The organism is Ruegeria sp. AE4 (genome assembly GCF_056542185.1).
In genome coordinates, this window is record NZ_JBQFZK010000002.1 from 215,111 (window position 1) to 228,689 (window position 13,579).

Annotated in this window: 18 protein-coding genes and 1 other RNA gene; 10 read left to right on the forward strand and 9 right to left on the reverse strand. The window is 57.1% G+C overall.

The genetic code is table 11. The features are described from left to right. Positions 1 to 3 precede the first annotated feature (3 nt). Entirely contained in the window at positions 4 to 975 is a 972-nt protein-coding gene (locus ACR0EK_RS05280) for an adenylate/guanylate cyclase domain-containing protein (protein ID WP_480899507.1), read from the reverse strand. Between the two features lie 7 nt (positions 976 to 982). Then, positions 983 to 1,675 (reverse strand): metal-dependent hydrolase, encoded by a 693-nt coding sequence (locus ACR0EK_RS05285; protein WP_480773143.1) that lies wholly within the window; start codon positions 1,673 to 1,675, stop codon positions 983 to 985. A gap of 59 nt (positions 1,676 to 1,734) precedes the next feature. On the opposite strand from ACR0EK_RS05285, the gene ACR0EK_RS05290 reads away from it, so the two are divergent. Beyond that, complete coding sequence (locus tag ACR0EK_RS05290) at positions 1,735 to 2,406, forward strand: ceramidase domain-containing protein (protein WP_480899509.1); 672 nt, start codon at positions 1,735 to 1,737, stop codon at positions 2,404 to 2,406. Positions 2,407 to 2,481: 75 nt separating this feature from the next. Here the strand turns inward: ACR0EK_RS05290 and ACR0EK_RS05295 are convergent, their stop codons facing one another. Both ACR0EK_RS05295 and ACR0EK_RS05300 read right to left on the reverse strand, forming a co-directional pair. Continuing rightward, positions 2,482 to 3,045 carry a DUF4202 domain-containing protein gene (locus tag ACR0EK_RS05295; protein WP_480899511.1) on the reverse strand — a complete coding sequence of 188 codons (564 nt, stop codon included), beginning with the start codon at positions 3,043 to 3,045 and terminating at the stop codon, positions 2,482 to 2,484. A 157-nt stretch (positions 3,046 to 3,202) separates the two neighbouring features. Beyond that, positions 3,203 to 3,361: a hypothetical protein gene (locus ACR0EK_RS05300; protein WP_480899513.1), complete on the reverse strand. Its 159-nt coding sequence runs from the start codon at positions 3,359 to 3,361 to the stop codon at positions 3,203 to 3,205. Between the two features lie 228 nt (positions 3,362 to 3,589). Between ACR0EK_RS05300 and gatC the strand changes: the two genes are divergently transcribed. The 5 genes from gatC to rnpB all read left to right on the forward strand — a co-directional run bounded on the left by gatC (position 3,590) and on the right by rnpB (position 7,304). After that, entirely contained in the window at positions 3,590 to 3,877 is a 288-nt protein-coding gene (gene gatC / locus ACR0EK_RS05305) for an Asp-tRNA(Asn)/Glu-tRNA(Gln) amidotransferase subunit GatC (protein WP_209504627.1), read from the forward strand. A 3-nt stretch (positions 3,878 to 3,880) separates the two neighbouring features. Then, on the forward strand, positions 3,881 to 5,368 hold the full coding sequence (gene gatA / locus ACR0EK_RS05310; protein ID WP_209597905.1) for an Asp-tRNA(Asn)/Glu-tRNA(Gln) amidotransferase subunit GatA: 1,488 nt from the start codon (positions 3,881 to 3,883) through the stop codon (positions 5,366 to 5,368). A gap of 39 nt (positions 5,369 to 5,407) precedes the next feature. Further along, positions 5,408 to 6,112 carry a hypothetical protein gene (locus tag ACR0EK_RS05315; RefSeq protein ID WP_480910003.1) on the forward strand — a complete coding sequence of 235 codons (705 nt, stop codon included), beginning with the start codon at positions 5,408 to 5,410 and terminating at the stop codon, positions 6,110 to 6,112. Next, positions 6,069 to 6,782: an N-acetylmuramoyl-L-alanine amidase gene (locus ACR0EK_RS05320; protein WP_480910004.1), complete on the forward strand. Its 714-nt coding sequence runs from the start codon at positions 6,069 to 6,071 to the stop codon at positions 6,780 to 6,782. Before ACR0EK_RS05315 ends, ACR0EK_RS05320 begins: the two co-directional genes overlap by 44 nt. A 124-nt stretch (positions 6,783 to 6,906) precedes the next feature. Further along, an RNA gene (gene rnpB, locus ACR0EK_RS05325) (RNase P RNA component class A) lies at positions 6,907 to 7,304 on the forward strand. Between the two features lie 6 nt (positions 7,305 to 7,310). Here the strand turns inward: rnpB and ACR0EK_RS05330 are convergent. From ACR0EK_RS05330 to ACR0EK_RS05340, 3 genes are all read right to left on the reverse strand, one after another. Beyond that, positions 7,311 to 7,643 carry a GYD domain-containing protein gene (locus ACR0EK_RS05330; RefSeq protein ID WP_209504623.1) on the reverse strand — a complete coding sequence of 111 codons (333 nt, stop codon included), beginning with the start codon at positions 7,641 to 7,643 and terminating at the stop codon, positions 7,311 to 7,313. Positions 7,644 to 7,709: 66 nt separating this feature from the next. After that, positions 7,710 to 8,552 (reverse strand): DUF2182 domain-containing protein, encoded by an 843-nt coding sequence (locus ACR0EK_RS05335; protein WP_480773146.1) that lies wholly within the window; start codon positions 8,550 to 8,552, stop codon positions 7,710 to 7,712. 14 nt (positions 8,553 to 8,566) lie between these two features. Continuing rightward, positions 8,567 to 9,202 (reverse strand): DUF1326 domain-containing protein, encoded by a 636-nt coding sequence (locus ACR0EK_RS05340; RefSeq protein WP_480899138.1) that lies wholly within the window; start codon positions 9,200 to 9,202, stop codon positions 8,567 to 8,569. A 278-nt stretch (positions 9,203 to 9,480) separates the two neighbouring features. Between ACR0EK_RS05340 and ACR0EK_RS05345 the strand changes: the two genes are divergently transcribed. From ACR0EK_RS05345 to ACR0EK_RS05355, 3 genes are all read left to right on the forward strand, one after another. Beyond that, positions 9,481 to 10,197, forward strand: a complete 717-nt coding sequence (locus ACR0EK_RS05345; RefSeq protein WP_480486393.1) for a DUF533 domain-containing protein — start codon at positions 9,481 to 9,483, stop codon at positions 10,195 to 10,197. A gap of 127 nt (positions 10,198 to 10,324) precedes the next feature. Beyond that, positions 10,325 to 10,492, forward strand: a complete 168-nt coding sequence (gene rpmG / locus ACR0EK_RS05350; RefSeq protein ID WP_037309480.1) for a 50S ribosomal protein L33 — start codon at positions 10,325 to 10,327, stop codon at positions 10,490 to 10,492. 216 nt (positions 10,493 to 10,708) lie between these two features. Beyond that, complete coding sequence (locus ACR0EK_RS05355; protein WP_209504619.1) at positions 10,709 to 11,215, forward strand: hypothetical protein; 507 nt, start codon at positions 10,709 to 10,711, stop codon at positions 11,213 to 11,215. 185 nt (positions 11,216 to 11,400) lie between these two features. On the opposite strand, the gene ACR0EK_RS05360 is transcribed toward ACR0EK_RS05355, so the two are convergent. Both ACR0EK_RS05360 and ACR0EK_RS05365 read right to left on the reverse strand, forming a co-directional pair. Further along, a complete protein-coding gene (locus tag ACR0EK_RS05360; protein WP_209504618.1) occupies positions 11,401 to 12,177 on the reverse strand; it encodes a Bax inhibitor-1/YccA family protein in 777 nt (258 codons plus the stop codon). A gap of 183 nt (positions 12,178 to 12,360) precedes the next feature. Continuing rightward, the gene (locus tag ACR0EK_RS05365; protein WP_480899136.1) at positions 12,361 to 12,570 is read right to left on the reverse strand and encodes a DUF1127 domain-containing protein; all 210 of its coding nucleotides are present in this window, start codon (positions 12,568 to 12,570) and stop codon (positions 12,361 to 12,363) included. 127 nt (positions 12,571 to 12,697) lie between these two features. Between ACR0EK_RS05365 and ACR0EK_RS05370 the strand changes: the two genes are divergently transcribed. Beyond that, the gene (locus ACR0EK_RS05370; RefSeq protein ID WP_209597892.1) at positions 12,698 to 13,579 is read left to right on the forward strand and encodes a LysR family transcriptional regulator; all 882 of its coding nucleotides are present in this window, start codon (positions 12,698 to 12,700) and stop codon (positions 13,577 to 13,579) included.

Consider the following 13,579-nt stretch of genomic DNA (forward strand, 5'->3'; position numbering starts at 1 on the left):
CTGTCAGTTCCAGTCCAGGCGATACACTGTCTGCTGCCCGCCGAACCCTTTCAGTGCGACCGATTTTGGCGAGCTGAACCTCAGACCGCCCTCCGGGCTGACCAGCAATCTGGTCACGTCGGTGACATGAATTTCATTCGGGCCACTTACGTCTGTCACGCGCGCGGCCTTATTGACGACGGACCCGAAGAAATCCTCATCTTTCTGTATGACGTCGCCGGTATGAATTCCAATCCGCAGACCCAGAGGTGTTTCGGAATTTGCCAATGCGTTCTTTCTTTGCAGCTCGATTGCTGCCTGAATCGCATCCTGGACCGTCGGGAAGATCGACATCGTGCCATCCCCAAGGGATTTGACCAGTCGTCCCTGATGGGCTTGGATAAGGTGTTCAGCCAGATCAAAATGACCGGAAATAAGCTGGGCCCATTTTTTGTCACCCAAGTGCCGGGTGATATCTGACGACCCGACAATGTCAGTGAACATGACCGAAGCGGTTCCCTCGGTCTGATCCTGTGTGAACTCCTGTTTTGCGGCTTCGATCAGTGCATTCAACACCGAATGCTCGATGCCGATCTTTTCCATGTTCGAGGTCGGGTTAGACACATGCAGCTGCACCATTTTCCAGACGCCGTCTTCCAGATGCAGAACAAATGTAAAGCGGTGCCAGGCTGAATTGCCGTTCGAATGAAAGGTCAGCGTCGCTTCGCAAAATGCCCAGCCTACATCCCCACATTCAAAGGCTTCCAGCGAATGTTCCTGCCAGTCATAGTCCGGGATTTCGTTGGTGTGATCGGCGAAGCCACGCCGAAACACCTGCCCGGACCATGCCTCTTCATCCGCCGAGCCCTGATACCGCAGGTGTTCCGAGGATGACAGCATGTTGACCAGCACAGCCCGATCCTTGTCATGAACGGCTTGATTCCATCGCCGTACAACTGCGATCAGTTCCGGTGAAGGGACAATGTCGCTGGTCATATCATCCCTACAGCTTTATCGCCTGCATAACCTGCGGTTCGATGACGTCTACACCCGGCAAAGCACCTGCCAGAGCCTGAGCGGATTGCTCAAGAATCGGGAAGGTCTTGTAGTGGCAGGGAATTACCGTCTTGAAGTTGAAGTATCTTTTGGCGGCGTAGGCGGCAGCTTTCATATCCATGGTGAAATGCCCGCCCGCTGACAGGATGCCAATATCGGGTTTGTAGTAATCCCCCAACCAGTCCATGTCGGCCATGATGTCGGTATCACCTGAAACATAAAGCATGCGCCCCTCGGCACTGATCATAAAGCCGACCTCGCTGCCGCCCGTGCGCAGGCCGTCCGGTGTCGAAAAGGTCGAGCTGTGAGAGGCCGGGACCATTGTTACCATGACCCCGTTCAGGTTGACCGTGCCGCCCTTGTTGAAACCAATGGTCTCGATGCTTTCGGCTTCGGCCCAGTACCCCATCAGGTCATATTGTCCCACAACCGGAATCTTCAGGTGTTTGGCCAAAGGCAGAACGTCGACGACATGGTCAAAATGCGTATGGGTCAGAAGGATGTGGGTGGCGCCACCAACGGCGGCGTCATGCTGTTCCTCGGGCAAGACCGGGTTGCCGGTCAGCCAGGGGTCGATTAGCAGCACCTGTCCCTGGGTTTCGATACGGAAACTTCCATGGCCCAACCAGATAATGTTCATAATTATTTCCTCCCAATCATTCTGTTGGCGGCAGCCTAACATCGGATAAGTAAATTTCCATGGATTGGTTTCGTGAAATAGACGGGTACTGCGAGCGGCTGTCTCCAGCCTACTGGGCCGAGCCCGTTAACGCGGTCACAAACGCTGCTTTTCTGATTTGCGCATGGGTCATGTGGAGGCGCGTGCGCAATCAGAACATGCCGCTGGCCAAGGTTTTGGTGGCGCTTCTGGCGATCGTCGGGTTTGGCAGTTACCTGTTCCACACGCATGCGCAGGTATGGGCGGCTTTGGCGGATGTCGCGCCCATACTGTTGTTCATATTGGTCTATATTTTTGCGGTGAACAAAGACATCTGGAAGATGCCTTCGTGGTTGGCGTTCGGGGGTATGCTTCTTTTTCTTCCCTATGCGACGGCTGCTGTCCCACTGTTCCAAATGGTTCCGGGGCTTGAAGGGTCGGCGGTTTATGCACCGGTCCCTTTGCTGATCCTGATCTATGCTGTTCTTTTGAGCGGCCGTGATCCGATTCTGGCCAAAGGGCTGAAAATCGGGGCGTTGATCCTGATCCTGTCGATTATCTTTCGTGCCCTCGATATGTGTCTCTGTGGTCAATGGCCCGTGGGGACACACTTCATGTGGCATATCCTGAATGCCATCATGTTGGGCTGGATGATCGAAGTATATTGTGCAGCCCTCATCAGGGGTCGTGTCACCCAAACTCATGGGTCATGAGAATATGGCGCGGAGGCCTGTCGTTACCAACCTCAAGACTTATTATTCGGTCGATGAAACGGCGTTGGCCTTTTCTCAGTCTTGAAAGGCTGCGGCCAGATGATCCGGCAGGTCGAATTCGCTTAAAACCCGTGCGCGGCCCTCGGGCGACATCTTGCGGGCAGTCTTTTCAACAATGCTCTGGATTTTCTCGGCTGAGTGTTTCGCCGCAAAGGGCTGGAAATACCATTTCAGAAACACAAAGCAGATCACATCTTCAAGCGCCTGCACCTCTGCATCGCGTTTGATGCCTTGCTTGCGCAACATGCGGCCCGCAGCTTCGGCCTGCTCGGCGTCATAGCCTTCTTGAGTCATCAAACTCATCACCACGTCCGCGTGATGTACACCCTGCGCCTTTCGCCAGGCCAGATAACCCGCCCGGCCTTCCGGGAATTCACTGCGGGCAAGTTTCCACCGCTCCACATGTTGACCACGCGCCGCAATCTGCAAGGCGTCGGACGCACCCGGAAAAAGGCGGTCAAGCTCTGCACTCATACGTTCGCCGTAAAGCTGCGCTTTGGGGCGGCCATCATCGCGATTGGGGTCATTTGCGTTGGCTGCATCGATGGCATCCAGGACCGCTTGTTTTTGCGTGTTCATCAACTGCTCCACTTGCTTGTCAGAACCGCAAGCGACCTATGCAGTTCCCTGTTGGTATTTGCAGCAATGCTAACGACTCGCTTAGGGCTGTGCACCCTCGAATATGCGCTATGGCCGGGTCAGAGAGGGGAAATCCAACCCGGCCGGGACCTGCGCGTCACTTTGCAGGTTTAACCTTGTCCTGTGTGACCGGTTCCGTCACGGGCGAGGGGAAGGTCAACGTACGTGTCAGGTTGCTTGTGTCGATACCCAATGCCATGGCCGGTGCGGCCAAAATGGTGGCGGACAAGACTGCGGCTATCATCAGGGGTTTCATGTTTTTCTCCGGTTTGCGTTGTGTCGCATAACTAGAAATGAACAATATAGTTCAGTTTTCAAGATCAATATTGAACTATTCAGTTTACTTTTTTGCATACCACTCATTCAGTTTTGAATGGCGGGTGTCACGCGGCGAAACTTAAACTCGGTACGGCCCATGGCGCAGCGGTCTTGCGACTGCCGCGACAGACAGGTAAACGCCCCATAACGTAGATGAGGGAAGCCGATGTCGATTGACCAAAGCACCGCCGCCAAAGTGGCCAAACTGGCCCGGATCAAGGTCGAGGATGACGCGCTGCCGGCGCTGGCATCCGAGTTCAACACCATCCTCGGGTTCATCGAACAGCTGAACGAAGTGGACGTCGACGGTGTCGAGCCGATGGTCTCGGTCACGCCGATGCGGCTGAAACGCCGTAAGGACGAGGTGACCGACGGCAACCAGCAGGACAAGGTTCTGGCCAACGCGCCTGACGCCCGCGAAGGGTTCTTCGCTGTTCCTAAAGTGGTGGAGTAAGACATGAGCGATTTGAACAAACTGGGTCTGGCCGAGGCGCGCGATGCCCTGCGTTCCGGTGACGTCACATCTGTCGAGTTGACCGACGCCTGCCTGAAAGCCATTGACGAGGCAGATGCGCTGAACGCCTTTGTCCACAAGACACCCGAACTTGCAATGGAGCGCGCCAAGGCCGCGGATGAGCGGATCCAGCGTGGCGACGCACCGTCGATGTGTGGCCTGCCGATCGGCATCAAGGATCTGTTTTGCACCAAGGGTGTGCCGTCGCAGGCGGCGTCGAAAATCCTGGAAGGATTCAAGCCGGAATACGAATCCACCGTTTCTCAGCAACTGGCCGATGCAGGCGCGGTGATGCTGGGTAAACTGAACATGGACGAATTCGCCATGGGATCGTCCAACGAAACCTCGACCTATGGCAATGCGGTCAGCCCGTGGCGCCGTGGCAACGATGATGCGCAACTGACACCGGGCGGCTCGTCTGGCGGGTCTGCATCTGCCGTGGCTGCTGATTTGTGCCTGGCTGCGACAGGTACCGACACCGGAGGCTCGATCCGCCAGCCTGCGGCCTTCGTCGGCATCACGGGCATCAAACCCACCTATGGTCGTTGCTCGCGGTGGGGCATCGTCGCCTTTGCGTCCTCGCTGGATCAGGCAGGACCAATGACCAAGAACGTACGTGATGCAGCGATCATGCTGGAAACCATGTGCGGGCATGACCCCAAGGATTCGACCAGTGCCGAACTGTCCGTCCCGAATTTCGAGGCCATGCTGACCGGTGACATCAAGGGCAAGAAGATCGGTATCCCGAAAGAGTACCGTATGGACGGCATGCCCGCCGAGATCGAAAAACTCTGGGCCGATGGCGCAGCGATGCTGAAAGCTGCGGGTGCCGAGATTGTCGACATCTCGCTTCCGCACACCAAATACGCACTGCCCGCCTATTACGTGATTGCCCCGGCCGAGGCGTCTTCGAACCTCGCCCGTTATGATGGTGTTCGCTATGGCCGCCGCGCACAGCTGGCGCAGGGCGATGGCATCACCGAGATGTACGAAAAGACCCGCGCCGAAGGCTTTGGCCCAGAGGTGCAGCGCCGCGTGATGGTCGGCACATATGTGCTGTCCGCAGGTTTCTATGACGCCTATTACAATCGCGCGCGCCGGGTCCGGACATTGATCAAGAAAGACTTCGAAGACGTGTTTGCCGCAGGCATCGATGCCATTCTGACACCGGCAACCCCTTCGGCGGCTTTCGGTCTGGGTGAAATGACCGAGGCGGACCCTGTTCAAATGTATTTGAACGACGTCTTTACAGTTACCGTGAACCTCGCTGGCTTGCCCGGTATCTCGGTCCCCGCAGGGCTGGATGCACAAGGTCTTCCGTTGGGGTTGCAGCTGATCGGGCGCCCATGGGAAGAAGGTGACTTGCTCAATACCGCTTATGCGCTGGAAAACGCAGCCGGTTTTGTGGCCAAGCCCGGCAAATGGTGGTAAGCCTTCGGGCAAGTGAATTACTGAAGACGGAGCCAATCAATGCGTGTTTTGCTTTTGGTCCCGGCCCTGACACTGGCTGCGGCCTGCACCAATGTCGCGCCGTTGACCAGCACGGGTTTCAACACGCCTGAATATCAGGCACAGCGCGAGGCTCAATTGGCGGGTCAGGGCGGGGCGGTCAATCCGCTGCTGGCTCCGGTCGATGTTTCCCAGCAACCACTGGGCACACCGGGATCATCGACCTTTGCAACAGGTGAGAATGCGGACATCGCCAACCAGACCGCCGCAGCGTTGGCCAGCACGTCCGGGCAATCCTCGGTCTCCGCGTCGTCGGCTGCCGGCTCCAACAGCAGCGCAATCTCTGACGAGCAGGACTTCGCAGCCGTGTCCGAGAGGCGCAGCATCCAATCCGATGCCGCCCGGATTGCGCAAAACCGCCAGACCTACGAAGTCGTCGCTCCAACCGCCGTGCCTGAGCGCACGGCGAGCGGCCAACCGAATATCGTACAATATGCGCTGAGCACCTCCAATCCGGTGGGCACACAACTTTACAGCCGTTCCGGTTTCAACCTGCAAGCCAAGGCACAGAGGAACTGCGCGCAATTCCCGTCACCGGATCAGGCTCAGATCGAATTCCTGTCCAACGGCGGTCCGCAACGTGACCGCAAGGGGCTGGACCCGGACGGCGACGGCTATGCCTGTGGCTGGGACCCCAGCCCGTTCCGCAGTGCCGTTAACAACTGACACCCTTACGCCGATCTGGCATCCGTCTCCGAATTTCGGCAAGCGCCGGGGCGGGCTGTTGCCATCCTTGATCGTGATCCACTATACGGCCATGGACAGCGCGCAGGCGGCTCTGGATCGTCTGTGCGACCCGGCTTCCGAAGTTTCGGCTCATTACCTGATCGGGGGTGATGGCACCCTGTGGCAAATGGTGCGTGAAGAAGATCGCGCCTGGCATGCCGGGGCAGGGGAATGGGACGGCAAGGACGACATCAACTCGCGCTCGGTTGGGATCGAACTGGAAAACACCGGCAAACATCCGTTCTCGCAGCCGCAAATGGCGGTGCTGGAACAGTTGTTGCCCCTGATCATGACCCGCTGGTCCATTACTCCGTCCGGGGTTATCGGGCATTCCGACATGGCGCCCGGGCGAAAATCCGACCCTGGGCCGCGCTTTGACTGGAACAGGCTCGAAAAGCAGGCGCTGGCCAAACCGCGCGGCACAGGAGTTGATCCGATGTCACCCGATGCAGAAGCATTTCGCGCCTCTGCTCGGATGGCAGGTTTCACCGCCCCCGTGGACGATGCAAAACTGCTGGCCGCTGTCCGGTTGCGATTTCGCCCCTGGGCGAAAGGTCCGCTGGACATGGCGGATATGAATGCGGTCACCCCGTCGGACACAACAACCTGATCCGCTCTTCATCTGGCCAAAAATATCCCGGGGTTGAATTGGCCGCAGGCCAAGAAGGGGCTGGCCCCTTCTCGGGCCTGTCAGCTCTTGACGCCGCAGACCGCAAAGCTTACCCAGCCCGGGCGCGGAGGGCCGGATGGCCGCTGGGGCGTATGCCCGAGAGGAAAGTCCGGACTCCACAAGACAACGGTGCCGGGTAACGCCCGGGCGGGGCAACCCGACGGAAAGCGCCACAGAAATCAGACCGCCCAGAGCCTCGGCCGCGGGTAAGGGTGAAACGGTGGGGTAAGAGCCCACCGCGCCGCTGGCAACAGTGGCGGCACGGCAAGCCCCACCGGGAGCAATGCCAAATAGGGTCCCCGCGCGGGCCGGTCGGCGCAAGCCGATACCGCCGCTAAGCGCGTCTTGGCCGAGAGGGACCGGGTTGGCAGCTTGAGCCGTGCAGCAATGCACGGCCTAGAGGAATGGTCATCGAAGGGGGCAACCCCGGAACAAGATCCGGCTTACAGGCCCTCCGCGCGTATCTACTTATCCTCCGGGCGGCGTGTAGGTCCCCGCCAATCTTGCGGCTTTCTCAGTGACCGAAACGAACTCGTCCGCAGTCCAGGCCCGAACCGTTTCTATGTTCGTGACCGCACCCGATGCCGCGACTGCCATGCCAACCGCCACAGCATCTGTTCCGTCTGGCGCTTCGCTGATCACGACCACGTCATTGCTGCCGGTTGTCATGTAAAAGGACAGCAGTCGGCCGCCGACTTTCTCCAGCAGTGCTTTCACCGGGCCGGTGCGGTTCTCGGGCTTTTGCAACATGCCTTTGACGCCAGCTTGCGAATAAGTTGCGTAGGTAATGAAAACAGGCATTGGTACCTCCTTTTTAACGAGAAATCACAGGGCCTTTCAGTCAGCCGCCCCGGGGGCCGTCTTGCGTCAGATACCGGAGATCAACGGTGCCGCGATGTGCCAAAGACCTGCTCCGATAAGCGCCACACCTGACACCGGCGCCAGCCACCGGGCTGTCGGCAGAAGCTTTTCCAGCGCGACATAGGCGGCAATGCCAACGATCCAGTAGAGGTTCATGATCCCTCCGACGAACAGCAGCAGCATCAACGCCCAGCAGCATCCCAGGCAATACGTGCCGTGCAGGGCTCCGGTTCTGAGCGCGCCGAAGGGTCCGGGCCGGTTGTGACCGGCCAGAAACCTTGCGGGGCTTTGGCAGTAACGAAGGCACGCATTCTTCAAACTTGAAAACTGATAGAACCCGGCAGCCAGCAGAACACTTCCCGCGAAAGGGCCAGAGCGGATTGTCATCATCGGCCCGCTCGACAGCCCGATATGTTCCAGTCCCCACTGCAATGCCGTTGCAGTCAGGCTGAACGCACCCCAGGTCACCAGATAGCCCAACAGGAAACACAGGCTGAACGTTGCGGCGCGGTCTTTCTCAGGGCCCATGCGCTTTGTCGCTGCAAACAAAAGCACGGCTGGCGCGGCACTTGGGGTCATCATGGCAATCATCATGATCCACCACATCAGGAAGATGAGCAGAGTGTAACCGAAGCTCCAGGCGGTTGCGGAACCCATCTGCATGGGCTCCCCAACCGGCCCTGCCATGCGGGTCATTTCGACCGCAGACATTTTCATCCCGACGCCGGCAACTGTGTACCAGGTGGCAGCAAGAATGATCAGAAGGACGCTGCCCAACACGATTGCATTGTCCTGCTTCAACAGCCGCTCAATCGCCCCGGCAGGGGCTGTCGCACTCTGTCTGGTCATGAAAGAGTCTCCGGCTACGCGCCCAGAACACCGTGACCCGAGAGGTTCAGATGTGCGAGATGGGCGTGCGTGGCATCAAAGGTAAGGCTGATTTCGCCGCCCGTTGTTTTGGCCGACCCCGAGGCAGCCTCTGCGTGGCGGTACTCAAAGCCGTTCGGCAACTGGATCGATGCCCTGTGCGCGGCGCCCGATACGATATGTGGAATCGGGCTGACCTCGACGTCGAAGACCCCCGGAACATTGGCGTAGCCGCTACGATCATCGCGGTTCCAGTTCAATTCGATTGGGACAAAAAGCGTATCATATTTCGTCGGGGCCATCGCACTGTAAACGTACCACATGGTCGCCATTTCATCGGTGTCTTCGCCGGTCATGATGGCCTGCAATGCTGCGCGCTGTTCGGCTTTAGCACTTTCGTCAATGATCAGTTGCATCTGACCATTGCCTTCGTGGATCGGTCCCGGCCAGTGATAAACACCTGCTGCCCGCAAACCGGCCAGATCAGTATCGCCATAATGCCCGCTTTCGATGTCGAAAACGACAACAGCCTCGCAATTTCCGTGTGATGGAAGAACGCTGAATTGGCAGGGACAGCCGAAATTGCAATTACAATTGGCCAGTTCTTCGCCCTGAATAACCCATTCTGTCATGATAGCCCCCCAAGAAAAGCTGCGTAAAACAACACTGCTCCGCGCGGGCACTACCTGTTCACACTGCCTTGGTCGTCGAGCCTGAAGTTGGCCTCTTGGACGTATCAGTTGCGGCAAACCTATCACGATATCGTGATATGTACAAACTTACTCACTGTCTTTTGGTCCTCATCGGCTTGGAAATTCAGTCCGGAATCCCGTGGGGGTTGAACGTGGTATTCGCCTTTGCATTCCTTTGATAGAACTGGGGCGTATTTTGAAAAACCGGGAGGATTGTCATGAGCTTTATGAAGACACTTGCGTCCGTTGCAGTTGGTTTCGCGGCTGCGAAGGGGATGGAGAAATACCAGAAAATGGGCGGAATGGCTGGCTTGCAGGACATGATGCAAGGCGCAGGCGGCGGCCTTGGTATGGATCAGCTTGGCAAAATGGCCGAACAGTTCGGCCTTCCCGGAGGTGCGACAGGCCTTCAGGACATGATGGGTAAGATGGGGCTGGGTGGCAGTGCCGCAGGTGCCGCAGGTGCCGCCGGTCTTGGCGGGCTTTTGAATGCGATGCAGGGGGCGGCCAGAACTGGCAGCCAGCAGACCACCGACATGATGGAGACGGTGTTTGGCGGAACACCAGCCGGGGCTGCCATGGAAGCTCAGGCCAAGCTCATGTTGCGGGCGATGATCCAGGCGGCAAAGGCAGACGGCGAGCTGGACGAGCACGAGAAAGAAACGATCCTCGGAGAGTTGGGCGATGACATCAGTGACGAGGAACGCGCATTCGTGCAGGAACAACTGAACGCACCTGTCGACGTCATGGGTCTGGCAGCTGATTCTGGGGCACCGCTCAGAACGCAGATTTATGCGACATCTCTGGCGGCAATACGGTTGGACAATGATCGTGAGGCCGCATATTTGCGGCAATTGTCCACTGCGCTGGGTCTTTCGGACAGTGAAAGAGACCAGATTCACAGCTATATGGGTGCGCCAACGTTACCGGGTTAAATCTGTGCCCGATTCCTGGGCTGGGATCGTCCGATTGGCCTTGACATGCACAGCGTAGCGCGTAAAAGCGCACGCTCATAGGAATTCAACCGAAAGGCCCCTGCCTTTCCGGACGCAGGAGATAACCATGGCGAAGCCGACGACAATCAAGATCCGTCTGAACTCGACCGCGGGCACGGGCCACTTCTACGTGACCAAAAAGAACGCACGCACCATGACCGAGAAAATGACCATTCGTAAATACGATCCGGTCGTTCGGAAGCATGTCGAGTACAAGGAAGGCAAGATCAAGTAATCTTTCCGTTCCATTTGGACTTTCCAAAAAGGCTCTGCTTGGCAGAGCCTTTTTTTGTGCTGAATTCCGGTGCTTGGTCGCCAATTACGTCAACATGCCCATCTGGGGCCGTTGCAGGAGCGCATCAGCCACCGATGCAATCGCATTGGCTGTGGCTTGCTTTTTGTGCCGACCTGCAAGTACGCTTGAGCAAACCGCCACAAAATGTTGACCGCCATGAAAAAAATCTTGTTATCCACAATAGCCGTTCTGACTTTGGCGGCTTGTGAAGACCCGTTCAACCGTGAAGGTGTCGGGTTTACCGGAATCGATGGCGAACCCCGCACGATTTCCGACGTTCCCGGAGCCGTCGCATTTCTGCCGCCTGAAACGAATGTCCCGGCTGAGCTGGCAGAACTTCAGACCGTTACTCTATTGGCTGATGAAGTGGACCCCTCCAAGGTGGCAGCCGTTGCTATCGATAATGGCGGGCGGACGCCGGACAATGCGGTCCAGCTACAGGGCAGCGATACGAACCTGTTCCTGAGCACCGTCAGTGTCAACGGAACCTTGTTTGGTGTCCTTCGCACGCCGACGAACAGCGTAAAGGTCGATAACTCGATCGGTGTTGGTTTTGCGCAAGAGGCCGAGCGTTTTACCGGGTGCCTGCCTGCTGGTGATGTGTTCCGCAAAGGCACGTCCGAGCGTAGTTCGGGCTTTGCGGTGCCGTTGAACTGCAGCTAAGTCTCATACCTTCTGATGTATCAAGCCCTCGCCGATCTGGTGGGGGCTTTTCTTATCTGGGTACGCGCGGACGCCGTAGCTTTGTCTGGAAGGACTTGTGCATCGGGCAAGCGCAATCATCAGTTGGTTCTAAACGAAAAAAGGCCGGTCTGATGACCGGCCTTTTCCCTTACATTGGTTTGCAATTACTCGCGGTTACCCAAGAATTGCAGCAGGAACATGAACAGGTTGATGAAGTCCAGGTACAGGTTCAACGCGCCCATGATAGCGGCCTTGCCCAGCCATTCCTGATCGCCACTATGGGCCATTTGCAGGTATGTGTTCTTGATATTCTGGGTGTCATAAGCAGTCAGGCCCGCGAAGATCAGAACGCCGATGGCCGAGATTGCAAAGGCAACCGCCGAAGATGCCAGAAAGATGTTCACAACCATCGCGACGATCAGGCCGATCAGGCCCATCATCAGGAAAGTGCCCATGGCGGACAAGTCTTTCTTGGTTGTGTAACCATACAGGGAAAGGCCTGCGAACGCGATTGCGGTGATCAGGAAGACCTGAATGACCGACTCACCGGTGAAAACAAGGAAGATCCAGCTGATCGAAACGCCCATCACCGCTGCAAAAACGTAGAACACCAGCTGTGCGGCGGCCGCCGACATACGGTTGATCCCGGCACTGAAGCCGAAGACAAACAGCAGGGGTGCAAACATGATGACCCAGCGCAGGGGCGATGCGTAAATGCTGTAGCCCAGCGATGTCAGATAGGTATCGGCATTCAACTGTGCCGCCGCGGCTGACGGATCGCTTGTGGTTGCCAGGCCCGCGATGGCCCAGGCTGCTGCGAATGTGATGAGCATGCCTACGGACATAGTGCCATAGACTTTGTTCATATGGGCGCGCAGGCCCTCATCAATCTCGGCAGCGCGCGCGCCGGCCGCCGTCCGGATCGTGTCGAATTGTGCCATCAAAGGGTCTCCCTTTACATAATTATGCAGCCCCCCGGCTGTGCGGGAAGCGTTCTAGGCAAATATCGGCAACTCAGGGCTGTGTTTCAAGTATTTACCGCGGAAAACCAACTAATTTACGCAACAAAAGTGGCGATCCGTAACAAGTGACCGCCACTCATGAACTAAAGATTTGTATTTGCATCATTTCTGCCAGAATTCCGGCGCGTCCCAGACGAAGCGTCTGGCTTCGGCATCGGCCTCTGATCTGGAGATTCCGATGTCCTGAAGGGCGCGATTATCAAGTCGCGCCAGCTGGTGGCGTTGACGCTTCAGGGAAACAGCATGCCTGATGATAGTGCTGAGTGATTGCTTTTTCTGCTTGCAGGGGCGATGAATGGCAATTTGGGTCATATTTATTGTCCTTTCGTCTCTTTTCGATGGTTTCGCTTGTCTTCATCAATTTCCTTGATTGATATGGGGGAGTATGACATATTTTGAAAACGAATATTTTTGATGAAACCCATAAGGAATTGTGAAGATGCGGAATCTGGACATCACAACCCTGCGCTCATTTGTTGCTGTGGCAGATCAGGGTGGGGTGACGCGCGCTGCAGGTTTCCTGCATCTGACGCAATCTGCGGTCTCGATGCAGTTGAAACGGTTGGAAGAGTTGCTTGGCCTGCAGTTGCTGGACCGCAGTGGCAGAACGATTGCCCTGACCGCGTCCGGTGAACAATTGCTGGCTTATGCGCGCCGCATGATCGCACTGAATGATGAGGTCATCTCGAAACTGACCGATCAGGCCTTTGAAGGTGAGGTGGTGTTGGGGGTTCCTCACGACATAGTTTACCCGGCCATCCCAAGGGTCCTGCAACGATTTAACGCGGATTTCCCGCGGGTCAGAGTTCAGCTGGTGTCGTCTTATTCCTTGCAGTTGAAAGAGATGTACCAACGCGGTGAATGTGACGTGATCCTGACCACGGAACCGTCGTCGGTGGATGGTGCGGAAACCATTGCAGAGCTGCCCTTGCGCTGGATAGGTGCACCGGGCGGGTCAGCCTGGCGCAAGCGTCCGCTACCTTTGGCACTTGGACGTCGCTGCTTGTTTCGACCACAGGTGATATCCGCGCTGGATGCAGCCGGTATTCCCTGGGAGTTGTCGGTGGAAACTGAAAACGACCGCACAATCGAGGCCACAGTCAGTGCTGATCTGGCAGTGTATGCGGCACTGGAAGGTACCGAAGCCGCACATCTTGAGCAGATCGAAGGCGGCGGTGCGCTACCGGACCTGCCTGCGCATATGATCAACCTGTATGGTGGCGAGCCGGGTCGAGACGCGGTTGTCGAAGCACTGGCGCAGTTGGTGCGTCAGAACTTCCGCCTGCTTGCGGGAACGCAACTGCGTGCCGTGGTGGGCTGA

Bases quoted from the DNA above. Each gene is read 5' to 3' on its own strand.
- ACR0EK_RS05280 (WP_480899507.1), bottom strand. From the start codon at position 975: ATGACCAGCGACATTGTCCCTTCACCGGAACTGATCGCAGTTGTACGG.
- ACR0EK_RS05285 (WP_480773143.1), bottom strand. From the start codon at position 1,675: ATGAACATTATCTGGTTGGGCCATGGAAGTTTCCGTATCGAAACCCAG.
- ACR0EK_RS05290 (WP_480899509.1), top strand. From the start codon at position 1,735: ATGGATTGGTTTCGTGAAATAGACGGGTACTGCGAGCGGCTGTCTCCA.
- ACR0EK_RS05295 (WP_480899511.1), bottom strand. From the start codon at position 3,045: ATGAACACGCAAAAACAAGCGGTCCTGGATGCCATCGATGCAGCCAAC.
- ACR0EK_RS05300 (WP_480899513.1), bottom strand. From the start codon at position 3,361: ATGAAACCCCTGATGATAGCCGCAGTCTTGTCCGCCACCATTTTGGCC.
- gatC (WP_209504627.1), top strand. From the start codon at position 3,590: ATGTCGATTGACCAAAGCACCGCCGCCAAAGTGGCCAAACTGGCCCGG.
- gatA (WP_209597905.1), top strand. From the start codon at position 3,881: ATGAGCGATTTGAACAAACTGGGTCTGGCCGAGGCGCGCGATGCCCTG.
- ACR0EK_RS05315 (WP_480910003.1), top strand. From the start codon at position 5,408: ATGCGTGTTTTGCTTTTGGTCCCGGCCCTGACACTGGCTGCGGCCTGC.
- ACR0EK_RS05330 (WP_209504623.1), bottom strand. From the start codon at position 7,643: ATGCCTGTTTTCATTACCTACGCAACTTATTCGCAAGCTGGCGTCAAA.
- ACR0EK_RS05335 (WP_480773146.1), bottom strand. From the start codon at position 8,552: ATGACCAGACAGAGTGCGACAGCCCCTGCCGGGGCGATTGAGCGGCTG.
- ACR0EK_RS05340 (WP_480899138.1), bottom strand. From the start codon at position 9,202: ATGACAGAATGGGTTATTCAGGGCGAAGAACTGGCCAATTGTAATTGC.
- ACR0EK_RS05345 (WP_480486393.1), top strand. From the start codon at position 9,481: ATGAGCTTTATGAAGACACTTGCGTCCGTTGCAGTTGGTTTCGCGGCT.
- rpmG (WP_037309480.1), top strand. From the start codon at position 10,325: ATGGCGAAGCCGACGACAATCAAGATCCGTCTGAACTCGACCGCGGGC.
- ACR0EK_RS05355 (WP_209504619.1), top strand. From the start codon at position 10,709: ATGAAAAAAATCTTGTTATCCACAATAGCCGTTCTGACTTTGGCGGCT.
- ACR0EK_RS05360 (WP_209504618.1), bottom strand. From the start codon at position 12,177: ATGGCACAATTCGACACGATCCGGACGGCGGCCGGCGCGCGCGCTGCC.
- ACR0EK_RS05365 (WP_480899136.1), bottom strand. From the start codon at position 12,570: ATGACCCAAATTGCCATTCATCGCCCCTGCAAGCAGAAAAAGCAATCA.
- ACR0EK_RS05370 (WP_209597892.1), top strand. From the start codon at position 12,698: ATGCGGAATCTGGACATCACAACCCTGCGCTCATTTGTTGCTGTGGCA.